This is a genomic window from Pseudoalteromonas sp. BSi20480 (genome assembly GCF_000241365.1).
GTDB classification, from domain to species: domain Bacteria; phylum Pseudomonadota; class Gammaproteobacteria; order Enterobacterales; family Alteromonadaceae; genus Pseudoalteromonas; species Pseudoalteromonas marina.
This window is the reverse complement of record NZ_BADX01000106.1, coordinates 1-24,447: the sequence shown is the minus strand read 5'-3', so window position 1 is coordinate 24,447 and position 24,447 is coordinate 1. Positions and strand designations below refer to the sequence as shown.

The following is a 24,447-nucleotide window of genomic DNA, read 5'->3' as shown; positions in this document are numbered from 1 at the left end:
CAGCCCCACAATTAAATAATAAAAACCAACAGGGATAACTTTACCTATGCACAACCGCCAGATAAAAATAACGGCAATAGTGACCACATCAAAGGCAAATAATTGTAGGTACAGTAATGGAGTATACATGTCTATGTACAAACTCAACGTATAAGAAACCATCATAATGAATGACAGCTGAGTGCGGCTGTTGTCTGATTTATTAATAGCCGCAGACAGGTTATATAAAAATGTAAAAACAAATAACCACGTAATAAGTATACCTAAAAGCTCGCTGATTTCAGCGAGACTCCAAAATAAGTCCTCCAAAAAACTACCCATTACCTAGCCACCGGTGTTTTACGATTCAACACAACATTTTTCAATTTAACCAAACGCAAGAAATCTTTTTTAATGAAAAAAACAGCAACCATGACAAAGTCGTTAAAGTTGACTAGCCAAGAATACACTATTGTAAAAAGCCAAGGTTCGTAGTTATTATAAATTACGGTATCTAAGTGCATTCCTAAAAATAGGATAGCATTCACTGAGAGCCCCGTTAATAAATAGGCGGGTATAAGCCTCTCTTTAATAAATAAATTAAGTACCACTAGGGCAAAAATAGTAGCTATATCAAAATAAAAAAAATCGAGGTACTGAATTGTTTGAATATCTATAAAAAGGCTTGATAGATATGAAACCGTCATCACTAGAGATAACCAAACACGCTTTTTGTCAGGTGTATTAATGCTAGAAACTAATGAGTACAAAAAGGCCATTAAAAAACCCCACTGTACCAATGCTCCAATATAAAAGCTTACATCAGGACTTAACATCAGGTCATCTAACATAATAATCGCTAATGTAATAAGAGCAGGTCATTCTGGTCGGTAAGTACATATTTAATTGGATAGGTTTGTATATGCTTGAAGCTAAGCGAAACAAAAAGGACATACAAAAAACCTATTTTACAAATACACTAATGTGCATAGATAATTGGGGCTAGTTTTAAAGCGTTTCATGATTTAGTTGTTTACCAAGTTTTAGGAGTATGCTTATATTTTTCAGTCTAAAACTGAGTAACATGTGGCTTAATACTTTATAAAGTATAGTTGTCAAAAATACAGTTATTAGAAATAAAGTAACCGCCCTTAAATTTATGCTTTGACGTTTTTTCATCGCAAAAATAAAAAATAATTTTAAGCTAGGGCATTTTTGAATTAGCACTTGGATTTAGTAATGCGCGGATTGCATTTTTAAGCTTATGCAGCCCTAGGATATCTCTATCAACTATTAATGCAACAATCATGATAATGTCTATTGAGTTCACAGTATAAATGTAAACCTCCCAAAACCACCAATGATATTTATTGCCATAAATATCAGTGTCTAGATGCATTAATAAAAAGAAGATGCTATTTATGCTGAGGCCTATCAACAGATATAAAAACGATGGAGTGGTTTTTTTTACCAGTTTGTAAACAATTGTAAGGGCTGTTATTGTGGCGATATCATACAAGGCAAAATTTAAGTTGAGTGAATTTTTTAGTGATAGCCATGTAAAAAAGTAATCTGATAAGGTGTATGAACACATCATAACAAAAGAACTGAGTAACAGGGTTGTGCCTCTTTTCACATCCAGTGAATAAACAAATACATTAAAAAAGAAGGCCATTAAAAACCCCCACATAAAAAATGCAGAGAGAGAAAACAAACCCAAAAAACTCATGTAACAACATCTAAAACCTTAATTATTATTTTGGTTTTTTTAATCAGGTCAGGTGGAAAAGTAGCAGAACGGCTTAAATCAGCACTCGCTGCACTTAAACCTTCTTGCGAGAAACTTACTGTATCAGATTGTAGGGTTTTAGTGCTAGTAGTTTGTTGAGCCAAAGGCTGTAATTGTTGTGTTTTGTTGTATGCTTGCATTTGCACTTGGCTATTAGCTGAAATTTGCATGTAATTGATCCTTATAAAAGTTTAAATTTAATTGGCGTAAAACTAAATCACACCATTGTGTAGGTATATGCACTACTCATGGTAGTAGTTGCTATTTATAACTTCGTAACTATTAGCAAACTGTATACCAACTTTTATTTAAATTTTATTTTTAAGTAAATTACTAGGAGTTGACACAATCAAAACACCTCCGACCAGATTAACTCAGGCATAAAAAAACGCACAGGGGTAACCGTACGTTTTTTGTATCCAGGGAGTTTAAGCCACGAATTTACACGGGATCGCCGCTTTATTACTTGGCTTTAAAATGTATTCCATTGCTACTTCGTCGCAGTTTTCTTTACGAAGGCATAATTCACAATCTTTCATTACTTTTTCTGGCAGGCTGTCTTTACTGCAAAAAACAAAATCTTGTTTTTCAAAAAAGTCTGGCACGCGAGTAAGTACAATTACGCGATTAAGTGCCAATTTTTTGGCTTTTATTAGTAAATGGTCAACTAATTGCCGCCCTTGCCCAGTTACCGCACTTTGCGGGTCAATACCCAAAGAGCGTATTTCTGCAAGGCCGGTATCGTATATATACAGCGATGCACAGCCCGACACTTTGCCGTCTATTTCGGTTACAGCAAATTCATTAATCGAATGCACCATGTCGCTTTTAGCACGCGGCAAATTTTCGCCGACCGTTGCCCAGTGTTGAATAAGTTTTGCAATTGATTCAACGTCGTCTAGGTTGGCATCACGAACCGTTATCTGCTGTTTTTTTTTGGCTGCTTTAATTGCGCTAGTGACTTGCTCAATGGAGGTGCCGCCAACTGCTTGACGCGCTTTAATACAGGCGTCTATTTCAAGTACCGGATAAACGTCGTCTTCAAATACATCATTTACTGATTTATATTGCTCAAGTGAGAGCTCCTCAAGGGTTTTATCTTCACTTATTGCAAGCTGCACCAACACACCTACAATATGATGCCCCTCTCTAAAAGGTACCCCTTTAGCCACTAAGTAATCAGCCAGCTCGGTTGCATTTGCATGGCCACCTTTTGCCGCAGCCAATGTACGCTCACCTTTTACTTTTACGCCTTTAATACACGCTTGTGCCATATGAATACACGCAAGCCATGTTGGCATCGCATCAAAAATGCCTTCTTTGTCTTCTTGCATATCTTTGTTGTAAGCAAGTGGTAATGCTTTAAGGGTCATCATCATGGCGCTAAAGGCACCAAATACACGGCCTGTTTTACCACGAATAAGCTCAAGTGCATCTGGGTTCTTTTTTTGCGGCATTAAAGACGAGCCAGATGTAACATTGTCGGCAAGCTCAATAAAGCCCGCTTCACCTGAGTTATAAAAAATTAAATCTTCAGACATACGTGATAAGTGAATCATTGAAATTGAAGCGCAACTTAATAACTCAACAACAAAGTCACGGTCAGATACACCATCAAGGCTGTTTTTAGTTGCACCTGTAAAGCCTAGGCCTTGTGCAAGTGTTTGGCGGTCAATTGGGTAAGCAGTGCCAGCCAATGCGCCGCTGCCTAGCGGGCAATAGTTCATACGGGCTTTAGCGTCCTGCAAACGGCTTTCGTCGCGTTCTAGCATTTCAACATACGCCATGCACCAGTGGCTAAATAGTACGGGTTGTGCACGTTGCAAATGGGTATAACCAGGTAAAATAGTACCTAGTTCGCGTTCGGCCAACGCAACAAATTCAGCTTTTAATTGCGCAATGGCTTTTAAAATATGATCGGCAGTATCACGGCACCATAATCTAAAGTCGGTGGCTACTTGGTCATTTCGACTGCGACCTGTGTGTAACTTTTTAGCTAGGTCACCCACTTTCTCAATTAGAGCCGCTTCAACATGCGAATGAATATCTTCAGCACCGGAGGTAGCTACAGCCATTGGGTCTGCTTTTACCTCTTCGAGTAGCTCGTATAATGCCGATACTAATTCTTTGTGCTCATCGTTTGATAACACGTTAACTTGTTCAAGTGCGCCAGCCCATGCAACAGAGCCAATAATATCTTGCTCTGCTAGTTGGTAGTCAAATGGAAGAGAGTCGTTAAATTGCTTAAACGCCTCGTCTGGACCCGTAGAAAAACGTCCGCCCCATAATGCCATGAAATATCTCCAAACCCTGAAATGCCCCTTTTACAAGGGGCGTAAAATTTACTTTTTAGACAAAGCCGAAATTCTGCTTGAAAGCGAGAATAAACGAATAAAGCCTTCAGCATGTGATTGGTCATACACGTCATCTTCGCCAAAGGTCGCAAAGTCTTCGCTGTATAGGCTGTTAGGTGATTTTTTCTGAACCGCAGTCACTTGGCCTTTATAAAGCTTAAGTACCACTTCACCCGTTGCTAATGTAGATAACGCCTCAGCGCCCGCTAAAATAGAGTCTTTAAGCGGCGTAAACCAACGTCCGTCGTACACTAGGTGCGAAAATTCGCCGCCTAATACTTCTTTCCACTTACGGCTTGATTTATCAAGTACTAGCTCGTCTATTGCTTGAAGGGCCGCCATGATCACCGTACCACCTGGGGTTTCGTAACAACCACGAGATTTCATGCCGACTAAACGGTTTTCTACTATATCAACACGGCCAACACCATGCGGTGATGCAATGTCGTTTAATTTAACTAAACAATCATAAGGTTTAAGCTCTTCGCCATTGACGGCAACCACTTCACCTTCAACAACTTTTAATGTTACTAGCTCGGCTTTATCGGGTGCTTGCTCAGGAGAGTTAGTCCAAGTCCATACTTGATCGCTAGGCTCACACCATGGATCTTCAAGCTCGCCACCTTCGTGAGAAATATGCCACGCGTTAGCATCACGGCTGTAAATTTTTGTTGCTGAAGCAGAACACGGTATATCGCGCTCGGCTAAGTAATCGAGTAGTGACTCACGGCTTGATAAGTCCCACTCACGCCATGGTGCAATGACTTTTAAATCGGGTGCAAGTGCTGCAAAGCATGATTCAAAACGTACCTGGTCGTTACCTTTACCCGTACAACCATGCGACAGCGCATCGGCACCTACTTTACGTGCAATTTCAACTTGCGCTTTAGCAATGATTGGACGTGCCATTGAGGTACCTAGTAAGTAAGTACCTTCATAAATAGAGCCAGTTTTAAGCGTTGGGTAAATGTATTCACTTACCATTTCATCTTTTAAGTCAACCACGTAACACTCTGATGCGCCTGATGCGATGGCTTTTTCTTCAACGCCTTCAAGCTCTTCTGCGCCTTGACCTACATCGGCAACAAACGCGATTACTTCACAGCCGTAATTTTCTTTTAACCATGGCACGATAGCCGATGTATCTAGACCACCTGAATAGGCTAAAACGACTTTTTTAATTGAACTCATAGGTGTTCCTTAACAAAATTTGGATTTAGTAATGTAACTAGCAGAGCATTTTGCGCATGCATGCGATTTTCTGCTTGTTGAATAATTTTTGATGCTGGGCCATCCATTACCTCAGAGGTAATTTCAAACTCACGGTGTGCCGGTTGGCAATGTAATACCGTAGTCGCCCCTGTTTGATCTAGCAATGCTTGGTTTAACTGATAAGGCATATATTTTTCTTTAACTTGCTCAAGAGGCGTATCATCGCCCATAGAGACCCATGTATCGGCGTAAACAACGTTTGCGCCAACCGCCGCTTCTACACGGTCACTCACCATTACTGATGCGCCATTCATAGCTGCTATTTGCTCGGCCTTTTTAAGAATTTGCGAATCAGGCGAGCTGCCTTTTGGCGTTACTGCCACAAAATCAGTACCCAGTGTTGCAGCAAGTAACATAAGTGAATGAGTTACATTATTGCCCTCGCCTAGGTAAGCTACTTTAAGCTCGCTCACATCGCCATGTACTTCTTGAAGCGTTAAAAAGTCTGCCAATGCTTGGCACGGGTGATACAAGTCACACAAGCTATTAACCACAGGAACAGAAGAGTACTCACCTAATGTGGTTAACGTGCTGTGCTGGTTTACACGCGCTACAATACCGTCAGCCCACGTTGAAATATTTAGTGCAAAATCTTTTACAGATTCACGTGCGCCCATAGCGCCATTTTGCTGATCTAAATAAACCGCATGACCACCTAAACGATTAATGCCAATATCAAACGATAAACGTGTACGTAAGCTTTGCTTTTCAAATAGTGTAACAACTGATTTGCCCGCTAATACTTGGCTGTATTTCTCGGGATTTGCTTTTAAATCACGCGCTAGCTTTAATAAGTTAAGTGCGCCTTGTTGGTCTAATTCTAGACCCGTTAAAAAATTCTCTAACATGGTAACCCTATGGTGTAATCTTTGTTCCGACATGCTCGCCTTGCAGCAAAGCAGTTAAATTTTCTGGCTTTTGCCAGCTGGAAATATACACACCGCGTCGTAAGTGTAGGGCAGCGTGAAGACTGGTCTTAACTTTGACCTCCATCCCGCCCACAATTACTCCCTCTGCAATTAAAGTCTCAATGTGTTTTGTATCTAATTGGTGTAATGGCTGCTTATTAGCGTCAAGCACGGCCTCTACATCAGTCATAAAAATAAGTTCTGCATTTAAATTATTGGCGATAGCTGCCGCTGCCTCGTCTGCATTAACGTTGTACCAAAGCCCTTGCTCGTCAAAACCTATAGAGCTAACAATTGGTAAGCGCCCGACGTTTAGTAAATCGTTAATAATAGAGTCGTTGTTACTTTCGCACTTTCCTACTAGGCACAATGCTTTGAGCTTTTGCGATGCCGTTACGCCTGCTTCGTAAAGGCTTAACCCAACAGGTTTATGGCCAGAAGCAATAGCTTGAGCCATTAACTGCTTGTTTGCACAACCTGCAAGTGCACCAACTATGTGGGGCATTTGTTCTGCAGGGCTAATACGTAAACCTTGATGCTTAGCGCTAACAAAACCGGCTTCTTTTAACCATGTATCGACTAATGCCCCGCCACCATGGACAATTACAAAATTATGGCTTGGCTGATTAGACAACACATCAAATAACGCATGAGCTGCGTTTTCAGTGTTAAGTACAGCGCCGCCAAGCTTAATAACCCACGTTTTTTTAGCCATTAAAACGCTCCTTTTAAGCCTGTGGTGTGGTCTAAATTCATTGATAAATTAATACACTGCAGAGCTTGCCCTGCAGCACCTTTTAGTAAATTATCAATGGCTGCCATAACAATGAGTTGAGAGCCTTGCTGCTGCCAACCAATATCAACATAAGGCTGCTTTGCAACTCCCTTAATTGACGGGATCTTACTACCTAACAAGCGGATTAAAGGCTCGTTTTCAAGCACGCTGTAGGCCTTAGCCACTTGCTCACTTGTAACATTAGGTTTTAGTTGCACGTAAATGGTTTCTAAAATACCGCGAGCAAAGTTACCTAAATGAGGTGTAAATAAAACCTGATGACCAAGGTGCTGCTCTATTTCTGGTCCGTGGCGATGATTAAATAAACCATATGGCGCTAGCGACACTTCACAAAAGTGAGTACCTACACTGGCTTTACGCCCTGCACCAGTTACACCCGACACTGCATTAATAATAATTTTGTCGTCGCTTAACAAACCTGCTTGCTGTAGTGGCTTTAACGCATTCAGCGCTGCAGTAGGATAACAGCCGGCAACAGCCACTAAATTTGCATTTGCAATGTCGTTGCTATTCCATTCAGCTAAACCATAGGCCGATTCATTTAATAACTCAGGGTGCTTATGTTCAAAGCCGTAATAAGTAACGTAATCATCATTGCTTGCAAGGCGATAACCACCCGATAGGTCAAACACCTTTTTGCCCATCGCTAAAAATTGCGGGGCTAAATCTACACTTACTTTATGGTCGGTACACAGGCATACGTAATCTGCATTCGCATTAATGTCGTCGAACGCTGACTTTGTAAGAGGAAGTAAAGGAGTATCAAGCAAACCTAGGTGCTCTGGATATAAATCACTCAGTAATTTGTGTTTATCTAGGCTTCCTTCAGATACATAGCTACCTGACAGTTTTAAATTTGGGTGTTTAGCCACAAGGCTTGCTAGTTCTGCGCCGCTGTATCCGCTTGCGCCAATAATCGCTACATTCATTATTTACTCATTATCTTAAAATCTATTACTACTTATTTGTGTGTTCGCTTACACTAGCTTAGGTGCTAAGTAAGTCTTTTTTGTTAATGAATTTTGATTATCGTCGCATTATCATCATTGTGTTACTTAATATATTTATGCTTAAAAAGTGAATTGATATTCATCATAAATACTTTTATATTGTTATGCAATTAAATTGAATAGTTATTTTGGAATTTTTTATGTCTTTGCCTTCGTTTATTTCTATGTACCAGCAATTAATTGCAGCCCCGTCTATCAGTGCAATTGAAGACAGCGAATGCATGAGTAATAAAAGCGTTATCGAGTTACTTGCCATCTGGTGTGAAACGCTCGGTTTTACTTGTGAAATAATAGAACTGGAAGGTAAAAAAGGGCGTTATAACTTATTAGCTAAACGTGGCGTCGGGGATGGTGGTTTAATGCTTGCTGGGCATACCGACACAGTGCCGTTTGATGACAGCCGCTGGAATCATGATCCGTTTAAATTAACAGAACTCGACAACAAACTGTATGGGCTAGGTAGTATTGATATGAAAGGATTTTTTGCTTTCGTATTACAAGCTATAAGCGAACTAGATGAAAAACAACAAACACAGCCAATTTTAATACTTGCCACTGCAGATGAAGAAACCACCATGGCAGGCGCACAGCAAATTTGCAAACATCCTAACTTAAAGCCGGCACGCTGTATTATTGGCGAACCCACTGATATGACACCAGTATTTACACACAAAGGGCATATGAGTACTGCAATAAGAGTTGTCGGTCGTTCTGGCCATAGCTCCGATCCCGAACGTGGTCTTAACGCCATTGAAGTTATGCATAAAGTGACTTCAAAATTACTGATCTTAAAAGAGCAGTTAAAGAATAAGTATTCACTAAGCCACTTTGAAATACCTTATCCTACTTTAAATTTTGGTAATATTCATGGTGGTGACAACGCAAATAGAATATGTGGGTGTTGTGAAATGCATATTGATATGCGCCCATTGCCAGGGTTGAGCGTACAAGAGCTACAAGCACTGCTGCTAGATGCAACAAAAGACATAAACGAGCAATACCCAAACTCAGTAAGTGTTATTGACCTACATGACCCAATACCAGCATTTACTGGCAGAACCGACAGCGCGCTAGTTCAACTTGCGGAAAAGATAGCGGGCCAAAAAGCCATTGCTGTTAATTACTGCACAGAAGCACCTTTTATTCAGCAACTGGGTTGTGAAACCATAGTTATGGGACCAGGTTCTATTAATCAGGCGCATCAACCTGACGAATTTTTAGCAATGGAAAAAATAAAGCCTTCACAGCACATCATTAGCAATATTATAAAAGCCTGTTGCTTTTAGCTAAGCAATAAAAAAGACGCTTAACAGCGTCTTTTTTATAAATGCTAAATTTACTATTTCATGTATTTGCTTAAATACTTTTTAAATACTGGGTCTGTTTTAGCAAGCTCTTTTTGCTCAGCTAATATCTCTTTTAAAATCACACCCGAGGTAAGCGGGTTAGCCAGTACAACCCTAAACACAACCGTAGGTTGATTATCGTATTGAGCTGGGGTCAAACGAGTACGCGATACAAACGAGCGTCCAGACTCACGCTGGCGTTTTTGCATACTGGCTGTAAAACGATTTAGTGAAGCAAAAATATCAATCCGTGTTTTTTCATCAGCCTCAGCAATCGCTTGTTTTATTTGCTTAGGCACATAGCGATAAGTAAGCAAACATAGCTCAGGCTCTGAAATAAGTTCAAAATCTTCGTCTGCCTTGATTAAATCAGCAAAATACTTTGCCTTTTTTATACTTCGATCGATTAGCATTTCATAGCCTTTACGGCCAATAACACGTAAGCAAGCATGCACTAACATAGCCATACCAGGGCGGCTACCCTCTAGTGTGTGGCTACCTAAATCTTTAGAGCCCTTACGCAATATATACTCAGCATGATGCTCTATTGCATCGGTTGCAGCGGGATCTTTAAACAGCACTAAACCTGCACCCATCGGGACATACATTTGTTTGTGGGCATCAATTGTTATTGAGTCTGCTCGCTCAATACCATTGAGCAGAGGACGATAAGTATTAGATAATAACGTTGCCCCACCCCAAGCAGCATCAACATGAAAATGACAGTTAATCTCTTGCGCTAAATCAGCCATTTCGTTGAGGGGATCAATATTGCCGGTTTCGGTTGTGCCTGCAACACCAATAATTGCCATTACTTTAATGCCTTTAGACTCAAGCTCGCGGGCTTTGTCTCGCATGGCATTTACATCGACCTTGTTGTCATCAGTTGTTTTAATACCAACTAAGTTGTCGCGCCCTATCCCTAATAAATCAACCGATTTACCTAATGAATAATGACCACGTTCTGAAATTAATACCGCAAGACCTCTGTATCCATAGTGCAGCATACCTGCCACAATTCCTTGCGATGCAATACCGGTAAATTCACCATCGGCTTTTAACAAACGATTTCGAGCAATCCAAAGCGCAGTAATGTTTGCAACCGTACCACCAGAGCAAAATGCACCTAATGACGTTTTAGCGCTGTGCATCCATTTAGAGTAAAACGCATCGTTTTGGCCATAGGCTAAATGATGCATCATACCTAACACCTGTCGCTCAAGGGGGGTAAACGCCTTAGATGTCTCAATTTTTACTAGATTTTGATTTAGTCCCACCATCAACTTTGAAAGTGGCAGTAAAAAATGCGGTAAAGCTGATGTCATATGACCAATAAAACTTGGTGCAGCCGTATGCACAGAATGAGCAACAAGTTGCTCCATTATGTCTTGAGCATAAGCAGATACAAACGTTGGGTTTTCTGGGATCACCGCAGCTTGAAAGTCTTTTTCAATTTCATGTAATGGTTTTTCGATTGCCGCTATATTTTCGTTTAAAAAACCTGCTAAATTACTCGATATTTCAAGCTCAATTTTGCTTAAAGTTGAGTCAGGCGCTTCAGGTACAGTAAATATACGCTTGAGGCTTTCTTTAGAGGCGACGGCACAACGCTTTTGATCCATCTTAATACCTAGTGTGTGTGTTGCTAAAACACCTGTTTAACTAGTAAAAACGCCCAAATATGGCGGTAAGTTAAGCAATAGTGTTTCTAAATAATTGCTCTAACTGTACTGCAATATAAGTAAAATGTCTCGTTAAAAGCCTTAAAAGCAACACCACGCATGACAAAAAAGTGTTAATTTAATTAAAATTTTATTTAATCTAATAAATACTAATTATTTATTGGGCAATTTTGTATTTTAAGTATAATCATTAAAACAACAAAAAAGGGACAGGCAATGCTTAAGGGAAGAGTGAAAGTGAGCTGGTTAGTGGCTGGTTTTGCTTTATTTTTAGTCAGCTTAGTGGTCTATATTTACTACACCTACCACACAACCCGCGCTGAAATTATGGAATCTGTTGATGCGCGCCTTCTTAATGCCGCAGCCAGTGTTAAGCATATACTCGGTGATGACTACCTAAATACCATGAATCAAAACGGTCAAATTAATTTTTTTGACTATGAAGTCAAAAGCAGGCAACTTTCTGAGTTTGCACAAGCGCTTGATGTGGCATATGTATATGCAATGATATTAAAAAACAACCGCGTATACTTTACTGCATCAAGCTATACGCAAGACGATATGAACAATGGCAAAATAACGCAATATTTAGATATATACCCAGAAGCAACTGATCTCAACATAAGCGCTTTTTACTCCACTGAGCCGGTATTTGAAGTGTCGGCCGATCAATGGGGACACTTTAAAACTATATTTATCCCTTTTGTTGACGATAAAACTGGTAAAACTTACCTTACTGGCGCTGATATAACGATTCTTGATCTTAACCAAAAGCTAAGCGAAAGCGTCTCCAAAGCAGCAGCTATGGCAAGCTTCTTCTTTTTTATAGCTATCCTTGTTGCCGCTATTTATGTTTACTTACTTAAGCGCTCATTAGCAACCGACTCCAGTACTGGGTTTGAAAACCACATTGCGTTGGAGTACTTACTTAAAAAAAGTAACAGTCATCATATGCAGTTAGCTGTTGTCTGGGTTAATGAAATTGAAGATATAAATAGCTTTTACGGCACCGAAATTGGCGATAAAGTAATGAAAAACTTGCTTATGCATTTTAAGAGCCGCTGCTCTGCCAACTGTCATTTATACCGCTTAGCCACCAATAAATTGGTGCTGCTATCACCTAAAGAAACACCTTATGAAGAGCTGAGCGATTTAATCGAAACCTATAATGCCAATACGCCTTTATTAACTGATCCATTTATATACATTACATTGTGTGCTGGTATTGCGACGGGTAATAAATCGCTATTACTTGAAAATGCTCATATTGCTGCACTACAAGCAAAGCAAGGTAGGCACACAGTTATTAATTATTCTAAAGCACTTCACGATGTTAAAACTCAATATCAATATAATGTAGAAATGGCCAAAGAAGTGCATGATGCATTTGATAACAACCGTATTGTGCCTTACTTTCAGCCAATAATAGATACCAAAACAAATCAGATAGTTCAGTACGAATGTTTGGCGCGAATGGTTACTGCAAGCGGAGAAATTTTAAAACCCGATGCGTTTTTAAATGTAGTTACTCGCTCCAGAATGGACGGGTTATTAACCCGCACTATATTTTCACAGTGCATTAGCCGCTTTAGAAAAACAAACATTTGTTGGAGCTTAAATATAACAGCGCAAGACATGTTAGACCCAAGCTTGAATGAATTCATCACAAACGAGCTTAAGCGCTATCCGCACCCAAGCAATATCACTTTAGAGTTAATAGAAACCCAAGCGATTGCAAATTATTCTGAAGTTAAAGCATTTATTTCTATGGTTAAAAGTAAAGGCGTTAAGGTAATAATTGATGACTTTGGTAGCGGTTATTCAAATATTTCAAATGTCCTAAAACTTGAAGTTGACGGTATTAAGTTAGATGGCGGATTGATAAAACAGATAATACACGATAACGACATTTACTTGTTTATTGAGCATATAGCGGCATTTGCTAACCAATTAGATTTACTGCTTATAGCTGAATCTGTCGAAAATGCAGCCATTGTAAATGCGTTAGAAAAAGCAAATGTGACGCTCATGCAGGGTAACCATTTTGCCCAACCTGCGCCACAATTTGCTACACCAGAAAATGCTGACTTAATCAGTTAATTAACCAAACGTTAGTGATAAAGCTATTTTTAGCCGATAGAAAAACGCTTAAACATAACTTAGGTTAAATCAATAACAAGCCGGTGACTTTGTTGGCCACTGGCCCAATACTTTCGCTCAAATGGGGTGATTGCATCGTCGCTGTGATAAGGCTGCACTTCGCAAATATGGCTGGTTAGTTCAAGCGCCCTTGCAAATTCTTTAACATATATATCCCAGTTACTGCGTACTTCTAATAAGCCACCTAACTTAACAATATAAGGAAATATAGCTGCTCCGTGCCATCTGCGTTGAATATGTTTAGATTTAGGCCATGGATTTGGATACAACAAATAGTGGTGGCTAGGCTGCCAATTTGCTGCAACTGCTAAGCGCCAAAAATCATTTAAATCAGCCTGTACCAAAATATACTGACCACTGTCGCTTTGCTTATATTGAACGTCGTGTTTATCAAGCCTATGCGACGACTTATCAATCCCGACCACAAGAGCTTCAGGGTGAAGCTTAGCTAAGTTAGCTGTACTTTCACCTACACCACAGCAAGAGTCTAAAATAAGAGGGCCATTGAATGCCTTAACTTTTTCATTAACCTCATCAAATGCCGCTTGCGTGTGTGCTGCAATGGGCTTTTTAAACTCGGCGCTTAAATGCTTATTTACTATTTCATCAAGCTTTTCGTGAATACCGGCCTGATTAGATACAATACTTCGAGAATTTGCATCACTCATTAGTGTCTTAGCCCCACACCTTTTTTGATTAATGTAAGCGCAACAGTAAATAGCACGGTAATAAACACTAAAATAACACCTAATGCGACGGTTAAATCAACATCCGATACACCTAAAAACCCGTACCTAAATGCGTTAACCATATAGATGATGGGATTGATTTGCGATACGTTTTGCCAAAACTCAGGTAGCAAAGTAATTGAATAAAATACGCCACCTAAGTACGTTAGCGGAGTAAGTATAAATGTAGGAATAATACTAATGTCATCAAAGCTATTAGCGTAAATAGCGTTAATTAAACCACCTAGCGCAAACACCGCCGAGGTTAAAATTACCGTTGCCATAATTACAAATATATTGTGTATTTGAATATCAACAAACAACAGCGATACACAGGTAACAATAAAGCCCACCATCATGCCGCGAGTCATACCACCGCCCATATAGCCTAGTACTATTATGTAATTAGGCACTGGCGCAACAAGCAGCTCCTCTATACTTTTTTGAAATTTAGTTGAGTAAAAACTAGAAGCTACATTAGAGTATGAATTTGTAATAACCGACATCATTATTAAGCCCGGTACAATAAACTCCATATAACTAAACCCACCCATTTCACCAATGCGCGAACCTATGAGGTTACCAAAAATAACAAAATACAAACTCATTGTTATGGCAGGTGGTACTAGAGTTTGCACCCAAATACGTAGAAAACGAATACACTCTTTAATCCATATACTTTTTAGCGCTACGCCATATTTAAACATTTATTCGCCCCGCCCTTGCTCTAGTAATCCTACAAATAGCTCTTCTAATCGATTGGCCTTATTACGCATACTTAATACAGTATTACCTTGCTCTGTAAGCGCACTAAACACTGCATTTAAGCCCTGTGATTTAGCTACTTCAACCTCAATAGTGTGATCGTCCGTCATGGTAAATTTATAACCTTGCAACGTGACTGGCTTAGCTGGCATTTTTAAATCAAGTACAAACGTTTCTTTATCAAGCTTTGCAAGCAGTGCTTTTATCGTCGTGTTTTCAACAATGCGACCGGTATCGATAATGGCAATGTTTTTACACAATAGTTCTGCTTCTTCTAAGTAATGGGTAGTTAAAATAATAGTTACGCCTTGTTCATTAATTTTGCGTAAAAACTCCCACATAGAGCGTCGTAACTCTATGTCTACACCCGCTGTTGGTTCATCAAGTATAAGTAGCTTTGGCTCGTGCATCAGTGCGCGTGCAATCATTAAACGACGCTTCATACCGCCTGATAAAGTACGCGCTTGTTTATCTTTTTTCTCAAGCAAACCAAGCTGGGCTAAATATTTATCAGCACGCTTATGTGCTTCGCTACGCGGTACACCGTAATAACCGGCTTGGTTTACTAATATTTGGGTCAACGTTTCAAATTGGCTGAAGTTAAATTCTTGTGGTACTAAGCCTAAATGCGCCTTGGCAGCTTCAAGATGGGTATCTATATCGTAACCAAATACCTCTACTTTACCTTCAGTTTTATTGACCAAAGACGAAATAACACCAATCGTTGTTGATTTACCTGCGCCATTTGGTCCAAGTAATGCAAAAAAATCGCCCTCGTCTACTTGTAAATCAACACCTTTAACAGCCTCTACGCCGTTTTTGTATACCTTGGTAAGGCCTTCAATATTTAATGCAATACTTTGCTTACTCATTACTTACCCTCACCATAACCCCAACGTTTTGTTAGTGTATGCTCAATGTTTAAATGATCTAAAATGCGAGCCACCATAAAATCGACTAAATCTTCTATGCTTTGCGGCTTATGATAAAAGCCCGGCGCTGCAGGCATAATGGTAACGCCCAAACGCGATAGCTTTAACATATTCTCTAAATGAATCTCGCTAAAAGGCGTTTCACGCGGCACTAAAATAAGCTGGCCACGTTCTTTAATCACTACATCGGCCGCACGTTCTAGTAAATTATCAGATGCGCCTACAGCAATCGCCGATACTGACCCCGCACTACATGGACACACAACCATTTTTTTAGGCGCTGCAGAACCAGAGGCTACAGGACTAAACCAGTTATCTTTACCAAATACTTGTAATTGTTGTGGCTGTGCATCAAATAGCGCATTTAACTGCTCTGTGGCTTTATCTTCATTTGCCGAGAGCTTTATGTTTGACTCAGTATCAAGCACAACGCGGGCTGCGCTCGAAATAAGTACATACACTTGGTATTGCTGCTCGAGTAACACTTCAAGCAGCTTTAAACCATATGGTGCGCCAGAGGCACCACTGAACGCTAAGGTGATTTTATCTTTAAATTGCAAATTATTCTCCGCTGAATTTATCAGCCAAACCATCTACTAGTTGCTGATGAAGGCCGTTAAAACCGCCATTACTCATAATTAAAATATGTTGTTCAGGCTGCACATTTTCAAGCACCGTATTTATAATAGCTTGCGTACTATTAAAGCACTGCATGCCCGCTTTTTGAGCTTGCTCGTTAAGCGACCAGCCTAAGTTATCTGGTTCAAATAAAAGTACGTCATCAGCATCAGCTAATGAAGCAAGAAGCGTATGTTGATGTACACCCATTTTCATGGTGTTTGAGCGAGGCTCTAAAATAGCAATAATTTTTTCATCGCCAACGTTAGCGCGTAAACCCGCTAAGGTTGTTTTAATCGCTGTTGGGTGATGAGCAAAATCGTCATAAACCTTAATACTGTTTATGTCGGCCTTGAGTTCCATTCGCCTTTTCGGACTTATAAACTCGGCAAGTGCCTCAATACTGTGGCTAACCGCAATCCCTACATGGCGCGCTGCAGCAATTGCCATAATCGCATTTTTAACATTATGTTCGCCAATTGCGCCCCAATTAACCGTACCTTGCCATTCATTATTCAAAAGTACTTTAAACTCACTGCCATCGGGTTTAATTAGTTCGTAACCCCAATCAATGCCTAGCGTTTCGCTTTCACTCCATAACCCTTGCGATATAACGTCTTCAAGTGCTTTGTCTTGTTTTGGCCAAATTACTTTACCGCTGTGAGGTAGTGTACGCATTAAGTGGTGAAATTGTTTTTTAATTGCGTTTAAATCATCAAAAATATCGGCGTGATCAAACTCTAAATTATTCAAAATTAATGTACGCGGTAAGTAATGGACAAACTTGCTGCGCTTATCAAAAAAAGCGGTATCGTATTCATCTGCCTCAATAACAAAAAAAGGGGTTTCACCTACCTTTGCCGACACACCAAAATTTTGCACTATGCCGCCAATTAAAAACCCCGGTTTTAAACCAGCATATTCTAATATCCAGGCAAGCATACTCGCTGTGGTTGTTTTACCATGCGTACCAGCTACCGCAAGCACCCACGAGTTTTGCAATAAGTTATGCTTTAACCACTCTGGACCTGAGGTATAAGGTAAGCTGTTGTCTAACACATATTCAACACACGGATTACCTCGGCTCATCGCATTACCAATTACTACCATATCGGGTTTTGGCTCTAATTGAGATACGTCGTAACCTTGAGTGAGCTCAATACCAAGATCTTCAAGCTGGGTGCTCATAGGTGGGTAAACGTTTTGGTCTGAACCTGTTACTTTATGGCCAAGCGACTTAGCAATAGCTGCAATACCACCCATAAACGTACCGCAAATGCCCAAAATATGAATATGCATATACTTTCCTTAAACCGTCTGCTCACTTTGCAGCTGTGCAAAGTTTAATGGCGCTATAATGCCAAATTTCGCGCTTACTTGCCATTATATGTAGGTATTTTACTAATGCTTAAAATCATTATTACAAACAAAAAAGCCTTCTAAATTAGAAGGCTTTTTGCAAAGTAAATTAATCTACATACTTAAAAAACAATTAAACCCAAGCCTAAAACTAACCGGTAAATTACAAAAGGTAACATTCCCATTCGTTCAATCACTTTTAAAAATAAATAAATACACGCATAAGCAGATAAAAAAGACAGTACCACACCTAGTAGTAATGTACCCCACTCAACAACATGGTCTCCCAATGCAAGTTCTATTGTGTAATAAAGCCCCATCATTGAAATTACAGGAATAGCGAGTAAAAACGAAAAGCGCGCTGCACTTTGCTTATTCATGCCTAGCATTAAACCCGCTGTCATTGTAATACCTGAACGAGAGGTACCCGGGATCATAGCAACGGCTTGCGCCAAGCCAATCATTAAAGCCGACTTCCAATTAAGTTGATAAATTGTTTTAACTTGTTTCCCTTTAGCATCGGCGTACCAAAGCAATAGGCCAAAAATAATCGTCGTGGCTGCAATGACCCATGCACTTCGTAGGTATAACTCAACAAAATCCTTAAGTAACAAACCAAATACAGCAGCAGGTATTGTCCCTAAAATAATCCACCAGCCGAGTTTACTGTCGTCTGTTTTACCTTGTGTGCCAAACGATTTAAACCACGCACTAAGAATATCAGCCACCTCTTTACGAAAATAAATAACAACCGCTATTAATGTCCCTACATGCACTGCAACATCAAAAGCAAGTCCTTGGTCTTCCCACCCTAATATTTGTGAGGGTAAAATTAAATGTGCCGAGCTAGATATGGGTAAAAACTCAGTAAAACCTTGAATTAGCGCTAAAATTATTATTTCTAAAATACTCATGGGTTAGAAAACTCCACCTTCCATAGTTTTTGTTGAGGGTTATTATATGCATTCCATAATTGAGCAATTGTTTGCTTAGCTACAGGGTGATAAAAACCGGGGGCAACCTCACTGAGAGGCTGTAATACAAATGCATTTTTAGTTATTTCGTCACGTGGTAATTGCGCGGGGCTATCGCAGATAACATCATCGTAAAACAATAAATCTAAATCAAGGGTTCTTGGGCTGAACTTTTTATCGTTTGGTGTGCGACCATTATCACGCTCTATTTTTTTTAGTAATGCACACACTTCAGCTAACGGCTTGTCTGTTTTTGCCCCAACGACCGAATTATAAAAGTTATTACCTACGAAACCGACAGCTTCGCTTTCAAAAACAGACGAGTGCTCTATATTCGTAAAATGCGTTTTAAGTGCTTTTAAGGCACTTTGCATATAGTGCTCTTTGTTAATATTTGACCCAAGGCTAATAAATATTTGCGCCATTTAAACGCTTGCCTTATTACGTGTTATTTCTACTCCAACAGTTTGCGCTTGCGCAACTGCAGCAGGTTTACTCACTCTTATTTTAACTTGTGTTGTATTAAACTCAGTTAAAATAATGTCTGCCAATTGTTCAACAAGTGTTTCAAGTAACTCAACAGGTTTAGCTGTGCTATGCGCAATGACACGCTCGCTTACTTTTGCGTAATCAAGTGCTAAATTAATGTCATCATTTGCGGCGGCTGGTTTAATATCACTTAGCATTTCAATATCAAAATAAAGGCTCTGTTTACTTTCTTTTTCAAAGTCGTACACTCCAATAATAGTGTCGACGTGCAATTGAGATATAAATACCTTATCCATTGATACTCCAAAAGACCAACAACTGTTCTAACCACATAAACTAATTATAAATTAATATTGTATATGCTTTAATCAGTGTTTAAATATGTAAAAATTCCTTCTACAATAGCAAAATAACGCGTTTAGCTAAATTTGGTAGAAGTATATTAATTTTCACGATAAATTTTGCCGCCAATAATAGCCCAAAAACGATGTTAATTGCATTAAATGTAATGGGTATAACGATAAAAATATAAGGAACTATGTGTTAGCTATTTTGATGTTTGTTTTAGCGTACCTACTTGGGTCGATTTCATCGGCTATCTTAGTGTCGCGTCTATTTAAACTTCAAGATCCCCGCACACATGGCTCAAATAATCCAGGCGCAACTAATGTTTACCGCTTAGGTGGCGCTTTTCCTGCTGTTTTAGTTCTTGTTTTTGATATTTTAAAAGGCACGATACCCGTGTGGGGGGCTTATTTTTTACAACTTGAGCCTTTGGTACTTGGCTTAGTTGCCGTTGGCGCCTGTTTAGGCCACATGTACCCTGTATTTTTTAATTTTAAAGGAGGTAAAGCCGTCGCAACAGCATTTGGGGCTTTACTCCCAATAGGTTTATCCCTAGCTGGGTTATTAATTACTACTTGGCTAATTATAGTCGCAGTGAGTCGCTATTCTTCTCTTGCCGCCCTAGTCACCGTTTTACTCGCACCGCTTTATACGTGGTTAATTAAGCCACTCTATACACTGCCAGTGGTTTTTATTACGGTGCTTATTATTTTTCGCCATCGAACAAACATAGTGAGACTATTTGCTGGTGAAGAACCAAAAGTGGGAGCTAAAAAAGCCCCCACTGATGAAAACAAACCAACATAACCAAGCACTTAAATAGGCTCGAGGCTGTCTATTGGCCACCGAGGCTTAGTTTTCATATCAAGGGTTGCAAACTGCCCTGCTTTTAAACGTTGCATACCGGCATAAGCAATCATTGCACCGTTATCAGTACAAAACTCCGTACGCGGATAATACACTTCGCCCTTCATACCCTGCATGACTCTTTCAAGCTGAAGCCTAAGCTGGGTATTTGCACTTACACCGCCCGCAATCACTAAACGCTTGATACCTGTTTGCTTTAGCGCTCGCTTACATTTAATAACCAAGGTATCAATAACAGCGGTTTGAAATGCATGCGCGATGTCTGCTTTAGTTTGCTCGTCATCGTCATTTTCACGAATGGTAATCGACGCCGCAGTTTTTAATCCACTAAAACTAAAATCAAGTCCGGGTTTATCTGTCATTGGGCGAGGAAAGATAAATCGCTTTGGAATACCTTGCTCTGCTAATTTTGCTAAGCGGGGACCACCCGGGTAATCAAGACCTAATAACTTAGCTGTTTTGTCAAAGGCTTCACCTGCAGCGTCATCAACAGACTCGCCCAATACTTCGTATTGGCCAATTCCTTCAACTTTTACCATCATGGTGTGGCCACCAGAAACAAGTAAAGCAATAAACGGAAACTCTGGCACCTTGTCTTCAAGCATGGGAGCAAGTAGATGCCCCTCCATATGATGAACCGCAACAGCAGGGATATCCCATCCGTAAGCCAATGAGCGACCAATTGAAGTACCCACTAATAGCGCCCCAACTAAACCAGGGCCGGCTGTATAAGCAATACCGTCTAAGTCTTCAGGACCACAACCAGCTTGAGCAAAAGCTGCATCAATAAGCGGAAGCGTTTTACGAACATGATCGCGTGACGCCAGCTCGGGAACCACGCCACCGTAGTCAGCATGTACTTTTACTTGGCTATATAACTGATGAGCTAATAAGCCTTTCTCGTCATCATATATTGCTATACCTGTTTCATCACATGACGATTCAATGCCTAAAATTCGCACTGTACTTCTCCTGCTTTTTTATCACTACTTAACCAAAGTTCAAGTTACTTAATTTGTTTATAACGCCAAACCAATATTTGTTTGACCATCAACAACAGCAAATTTTTTCAGCGCCTTTACACTTTCTGAAGTAATACGCCCCATACTTTCAACAAAGTCAATAAGCTCGGCTAGCACTTCAATTTCGTACTGCATTAAAGGGTGCTCCCTAACAGCCGTGTTGTCTGCAATTTCACCTTCAACTGTCATCTGGTATTCAATAAAGCGCGCAACGGTTGCTTGCGAAATTTTACTTACACTTACAAACTCTTTATCGTCTTGTGCCATTAAACCATGCATCAAGCTCAGTAATGACGTTGCCGCATCAATAGCTGGGTATGTACCAAACATATCAAAATCAGCGAGTTCTGGAACATTAGGTTCCACTTTTTCAACTTGCTTTTCTAAGTCAATCTTACTTTTTGGCAGTAAGATTTTTTCCCAACAAACATTAAGCGCATTACGAAGTAACGTTTCATCACCAAACCCCGTAGCCTCACTAAATAAACCATAATTTGGCAACATACGTTCAATTAGCGCACTTGCTAATACCGCTTTTTGTAAATAGTTTAGCTCTCTAATACGCTGAAAATTATTTGCTTTAGTCATTCTTTAACGTCTCACATGACCAACAAAAATCAAATGTTGATCCATTATGCTCATTACAGTTAGGACAAACCCAATCTGGAGCGGATTGTTTTACTTGCTGATAGTTTACCAATATTTGTCGCGCATGGCGCTCTTTTATCGCATAAACCTGCACACTCACTTGCGCCTGATCGAAAGGAATTTCCCCAAGTGCACCTTGAAGCATTTCTCCTGCAACTTTACACTCTATTCCACCCGCTTGAATTAACCCCTTAACAATATTAGCCTCTAACGTGTTGGCTGCCTTATAAATTGTTATCCAATTAAAAGCACTATCTGTTGTGTTTTTATAAGTTTGCAATATCGACCTCGATTATTTTGTGTGTACAATACCTTAAGGTATTGAGAAATTTATTAAACAATATTCAAAAAGGCGCAAGCATGACACTTACAACTCCGGGTCTACTTTTTCCAGCTATATCTTTGTTACTTCTTGCTTATACAAACCGATTTTTAGTACTTGCGCAATTAATAAGAGAGTTAAATGCCAGAGAAGGCGAGTCAATTCGCCCTGTGGTGGTTGCGCAAATTACCAATTTAAGAAAGCGCATAAAGCTCATAAGAACTATGCAAGTTTACGGTGTAGGCTCTTTTTTATTATGTACCTTGTCTATGTTTGCTCTTTTTATTGAGTTTAATACCACAGGAATTATTTTATTTGGCGTAAGCCTAACCTGTTTAAGTTTATCTTTACTAACGTCTTTATTTGAAATTCATATTTCATGTGATGCAATAGAAATTGAACTTCAAAATATTGAAAACAAACCATTAAGTAACAGAGCAAACAAAAACTTTGATAATAAAACAAGCTAAAAGACTAAAATTCGTGCAAATATTTTAATTATTGCTTAATCAATGCCCTACTTTGTGGCATACTTTTTCATTAATTAGCATAATAAATTTACCTAATATTTTTATTTATAGATTTATACCTGCTTTTTAGTATTAACTTTGCCAGATAAGGATGTTAGGTAAATAAAAAATTATTAGTCTTTAGTCTAAAGGTTAATACTTTTTAACATCTTTACACTTTTATTATTGTGCAAACAAATATATTGTGTAGTTTATCTTTTTTAAATTTAGATATATTTATTAATAGCTTAGACTGACAGAAAATTGATGTATTAGTACATCACAACTTACTTATAAAAAGGGACTATAAAGTGAGATTTGACCAATTAGAACAATTTGTAGCACTGGGTGTGTTACGCCACTTCAGACAAGCCGCAGAAAAAACAAAAATTAGTACTTCTGCACTTACCCGCAGTATTCAGACCCTAGAAGATGAAATGGGCTATGAGTTAGTTACGCGCTCAACCCGCTCAGTAAAACTGACTCCTGAAGGCGAACTATTTTTAGATTACGCCAAAAATACACTTGGCGAATTAGAAAACACCAAAAAACGCCTGTTTCAGTCTGTTCATGGCAATGCCGATGAAAAACTCATTATTGGTTATACTAATAAAGCGAGTAACATTGTGCCTATTTCATGCGGTCAATTTTTAGCGCAATACCCACATGTAAAAATCGAAATGCAATTGCAAGAACAGCATGAGTTAACACGCAAGCTTCAGGAAGGTGAAATAGACATTAGCGTTTATTCTCAAGCTGTAAATAGCATTGGTAGTGATATTCATTTACCTGATCAGCTTATTTTATTTGTATCTAAGCATCACCCGCTTGCCCAAAAAAATGACATAAGCAAACACCAACTAGACTCCTATTCAGCCTTTGGTTGTTTCTCTCAATCAAAACAAGTTCAAAGCATGCTGAACGAGGCCATTGATTCTTTAAATAAATCATCAACTATCAAAATGGGCAGTATTGAACAGGTTATCTCTGGCATTATTAAATCCGATAGTTTTGCAATCGCCAGCATTGAGCATGCAAACACTGTGGCAGAACACACCGATCTTGTTCAGTTAAAAACGAATAAAGATTTAAGCCATGAGCAACTAATTGTTCAAACAAACCAACAAACCACAGTTACGGAGCACTTAGCACATTTGCTTTCGCTTATTAAAAAAGCAGCCACAACCCTGAATTAATTCAGCGTTCTTTTTTGAGACAGGTGCGACATAAAACAATAGCTTTTTACTCTTTTTCGGCTAAACTGGCGCACCTTCAAAAAAAGAACCTCCTAAATGATCAACTTTTCAACCGATGGCCCGTTTTATAACGATATTGAAAGCCGCGGTTATACAGTTATTCCCAATGCCTTAAACAAAGAATTGATAGCTAATTTAATGGCTGATTGTTATCGCATAAATCCGCATTTTAGCCATGCTGGTATTGGTCGCTTAAATCATTTACAAATTGACGATAATATTCGAAAAGATAAAACTTATTGGTTTGATGGTTCGTCCCAAGCACAATTAACCTACCTAGCTGTTATGGAAAGTATTCGCACAACGCTCAATCGCAC

At 39.4% G+C, this 24,447-nt stretch carries 25 protein-coding genes and 2 pseudogenes; 6 read left to right on the top strand and 21 right to left on the bottom strand.

Annotation, left to right across the window (positions count from 1 at the left end; translation table 11 throughout):
• The 9 genes and pseudogenes from P20480_RS18295 to argC form a co-directional block, all read right to left on the bottom strand.
• A pseudogene (locus tag P20480_RS18295) lies at positions 1-321 on the bottom strand (hypothetical protein); the annotation flags it as partial.
• Positions 321-830 carry a hypothetical protein gene (locus P20480_RS06845; protein ID WP_008130625.1) on the bottom strand — a complete coding sequence of 170 codons (510 nt, stop codon included), beginning with the start codon at positions 828-830 and terminating at the stop codon, positions 321-323. The pseudogene P20480_RS18295 and the gene P20480_RS06845, both read right to left, overlap by 1 nt.
• Before the next feature lie 353 nt (positions 831-1,183).
• Positions 1,184-1,654, bottom strand: a complete 471-nt coding sequence (locus tag P20480_RS06850; protein ID WP_238530304.1) for a hypothetical protein — start codon at positions 1,652-1,654, stop codon at positions 1,184-1,186.
• Between the two features lie 50 nt (positions 1,655-1,704).
• Complete coding sequence (locus tag P20480_RS06855) at positions 1,705-1,938, bottom strand: hypothetical protein (RefSeq protein ID WP_008130623.1); 234 nt, start codon at positions 1,936-1,938, stop codon at positions 1,705-1,707.
• 258 nt (positions 1,939-2,196) lie between these two features.
• Positions 2,197-4,062, bottom strand: coding sequence for an argininosuccinate lyase (gene argH, locus P20480_RS06860; RefSeq protein WP_008130622.1), 1,866 nt, complete (start codon positions 4,060-4,062; stop codon positions 2,197-2,199).
• Between the two features lie 48 nt (positions 4,063-4,110).
• Positions 4,111-5,313 carry an argininosuccinate synthase gene (locus P20480_RS06865; RefSeq protein WP_008130621.1) on the bottom strand — a complete coding sequence of 401 codons (1,203 nt, stop codon included), beginning with the start codon at positions 5,311-5,313 and terminating at the stop codon, positions 4,111-4,113.
• Positions 5,310-6,242, bottom strand: a complete 933-nt coding sequence (locus P20480_RS06870; protein WP_008130620.1) for an ornithine carbamoyltransferase — start codon at positions 6,240-6,242, stop codon at positions 5,310-5,312. The genes P20480_RS06865 and P20480_RS06870 overlap by 4 nt, the downstream gene beginning before the upstream one ends.
• A gap of 7 nt (positions 6,243-6,249) precedes the next feature.
• A complete protein-coding gene (gene argB, locus P20480_RS06875) occupies positions 6,250-7,017 on the bottom strand; it encodes an acetylglutamate kinase (RefSeq protein WP_008130611.1) in 768 nt (255 codons plus the stop codon).
• A complete protein-coding gene (gene argC / locus P20480_RS06880; RefSeq protein ID WP_008130610.1) occupies positions 7,017-8,027 on the bottom strand; it encodes an N-acetyl-gamma-glutamyl-phosphate reductase in 1,011 nt (336 codons plus the stop codon). The genes argB and argC overlap by 1 nt, the downstream gene beginning before the upstream one ends.
• A gap of 221 nt (positions 8,028-8,248) precedes the next feature.
• Between argC and argE the strand changes: the two genes are divergently transcribed.
• Complete coding sequence (gene argE, locus P20480_RS06885; protein ID WP_008130608.1) at positions 8,249-9,394, top strand: acetylornithine deacetylase; 1,146 nt, start codon at positions 8,249-8,251, stop codon at positions 9,392-9,394.
• 53 nt (positions 9,395-9,447) lie between these two features.
• On the opposite strand, the gene panP is transcribed toward argE, so the two are convergent.
• The gene (gene panP / locus P20480_RS06890; RefSeq protein WP_006791558.1) at positions 9,448-11,076 is read right to left on the bottom strand and encodes a pyridoxal-dependent aspartate 1-decarboxylase PanP; all 1,629 of its coding nucleotides are present in this window, start codon (positions 11,074-11,076) and stop codon (positions 9,448-9,450) included.
• A 276-nt stretch (positions 11,077-11,352) separates the two neighbouring features.
• Between panP and P20480_RS06895 the strand changes: the two genes are divergently transcribed.
• Positions 11,353-13,236: an EAL domain-containing protein gene (locus P20480_RS06895; protein WP_008130606.1), complete on the top strand. Its 1,884-nt coding sequence runs from the start codon at positions 11,353-11,355 to the stop codon at positions 13,234-13,236.
• A 59-nt stretch (positions 13,237-13,295) separates the two neighbouring features.
• Here the strand turns inward: P20480_RS06895 and trmB are convergent, their stop codons facing one another.
• From trmB to folB, 8 genes are all read right to left on the bottom strand, one after another.
• Entirely contained in the window at positions 13,296-13,964 is a 669-nt protein-coding gene (gene trmB / locus P20480_RS06900) for a tRNA (guanine(46)-N(7))-methyltransferase TrmB (RefSeq protein WP_008130603.1), read from the bottom strand.
• Positions 13,964-14,731, bottom strand: coding sequence for an ABC transporter permease (locus tag P20480_RS06905; RefSeq protein WP_006791561.1), 768 nt, complete (start codon positions 14,729-14,731; stop codon positions 13,964-13,966). Before P20480_RS06905 ends, trmB begins: the two co-directional genes overlap by 1 nt.
• A complete protein-coding gene (locus P20480_RS06910) occupies positions 14,732-15,661 on the bottom strand; it encodes an ABC transporter ATP-binding protein (protein ID WP_006791562.1) in 930 nt (309 codons plus the stop codon).
• Positions 15,661-16,281 carry a flavin prenyltransferase UbiX gene (locus P20480_RS06915; RefSeq protein ID WP_008130602.1) on the bottom strand — a complete coding sequence of 207 codons (621 nt, stop codon included), beginning with the start codon at positions 16,279-16,281 and terminating at the stop codon, positions 15,661-15,663. The genes P20480_RS06910 and P20480_RS06915 overlap by 1 nt, the downstream gene beginning before the upstream one ends.
• A gap of 1 nt (position 16,282) precedes the next feature.
• Positions 16,283-17,638, bottom strand: coding sequence for a UDP-N-acetylmuramate:L-alanyl-gamma-D-glutamyl-meso-diaminopimelate ligase (mpl, locus tag P20480_RS06920; RefSeq protein ID WP_008130601.1), 1,356 nt, complete (start codon positions 17,636-17,638; stop codon positions 16,283-16,285).
• 182 nt (positions 17,639-17,820) lie between these two features.
• Positions 17,821-18,612: an undecaprenyl-diphosphate phosphatase gene (locus tag P20480_RS06925; protein WP_008130600.1), complete on the bottom strand. Its 792-nt coding sequence runs from the start codon at positions 18,610-18,612 to the stop codon at positions 17,821-17,823.
• Positions 18,609-19,097, bottom strand: a complete 489-nt coding sequence (gene folK, locus P20480_RS06930) for a 2-amino-4-hydroxy-6-hydroxymethyldihydropteridine diphosphokinase (protein ID WP_006791566.1) — start codon at positions 19,095-19,097, stop codon at positions 18,609-18,611. The genes P20480_RS06925 and folK overlap by 4 nt, the downstream gene beginning before the upstream one ends.
• Complete coding sequence (gene folB / locus P20480_RS06935) at positions 19,098-19,457, bottom strand: dihydroneopterin aldolase (protein ID WP_006791567.1); 360 nt, start codon at positions 19,455-19,457, stop codon at positions 19,098-19,100.
• Positions 19,458-19,701: 244 nt separating this feature from the next.
• Here folB and plsY point away from each other — a divergent pair, with 244 nt between their 5' ends.
• Positions 19,702-20,313 carry a glycerol-3-phosphate 1-O-acyltransferase PlsY gene (gene plsY / locus P20480_RS06940; protein WP_006791568.1) on the top strand — a complete coding sequence of 204 codons (612 nt, stop codon included), beginning with the start codon at positions 19,702-19,704 and terminating at the stop codon, positions 20,311-20,313.
• Positions 20,314-20,321: 8 nt separating this feature from the next.
• Here plsY and tsaD read toward each other — a convergent pair whose 3' ends face one another.
• From tsaD to P20480_RS06955, 3 genes are read right to left on the bottom strand one after another with little or no spacing between them, the layout of a single operon-like run.
• Positions 20,322-21,335, bottom strand: coding sequence for a tRNA (adenosine(37)-N6)-threonylcarbamoyltransferase complex transferase subunit TsaD (gene tsaD / locus P20480_RS06945; RefSeq protein WP_008130598.1), 1,014 nt, complete (start codon positions 21,333-21,335; stop codon positions 20,322-20,324).
• A 57-nt stretch (positions 21,336-21,392) separates the two neighbouring features.
• Entirely contained in the window at positions 21,393-21,983 is a 591-nt protein-coding gene (locus P20480_RS06950) for a YjaG family protein (protein WP_008130596.1), read from the bottom strand.
• Complete coding sequence (locus P20480_RS06955; protein WP_008130594.1) at positions 21,976-22,323, bottom strand: putative signal transducing protein; 348 nt, start codon at positions 22,321-22,323, stop codon at positions 21,976-21,978. The genes P20480_RS06950 and P20480_RS06955 overlap by 8 nt, the downstream gene beginning before the upstream one ends.
• Positions 22,324-22,403: 80 nt before the next feature.
• On the opposite strand from P20480_RS06955, the gene P20480_RS06960 reads away from it, so the two are divergent.
• The 3 genes and pseudogenes from P20480_RS06960 to P20480_RS18290 form a co-directional block, all read left to right on the top strand.
• Positions 22,404-22,835, top strand: coding sequence for a DUF2721 domain-containing protein (locus tag P20480_RS06960; RefSeq protein WP_006791572.1), 432 nt, complete (start codon positions 22,404-22,406; stop codon positions 22,833-22,835).
• Positions 22,836-23,185: 350 nt separating this feature from the next.
• Positions 23,186-24,070 carry a LysR family transcriptional regulator gene (locus tag P20480_RS06965; protein ID WP_006791573.1) on the top strand — a complete coding sequence of 295 codons (885 nt, stop codon included), beginning with the start codon at positions 23,186-23,188 and terminating at the stop codon, positions 24,068-24,070.
• 96 nt (positions 24,071-24,166) lie between these two features.
• Positions 24,167-24,447 (top strand): annotated as a pseudogene (locus P20480_RS18290) (2OG-Fe(II) oxygenase); the annotation flags it as partial.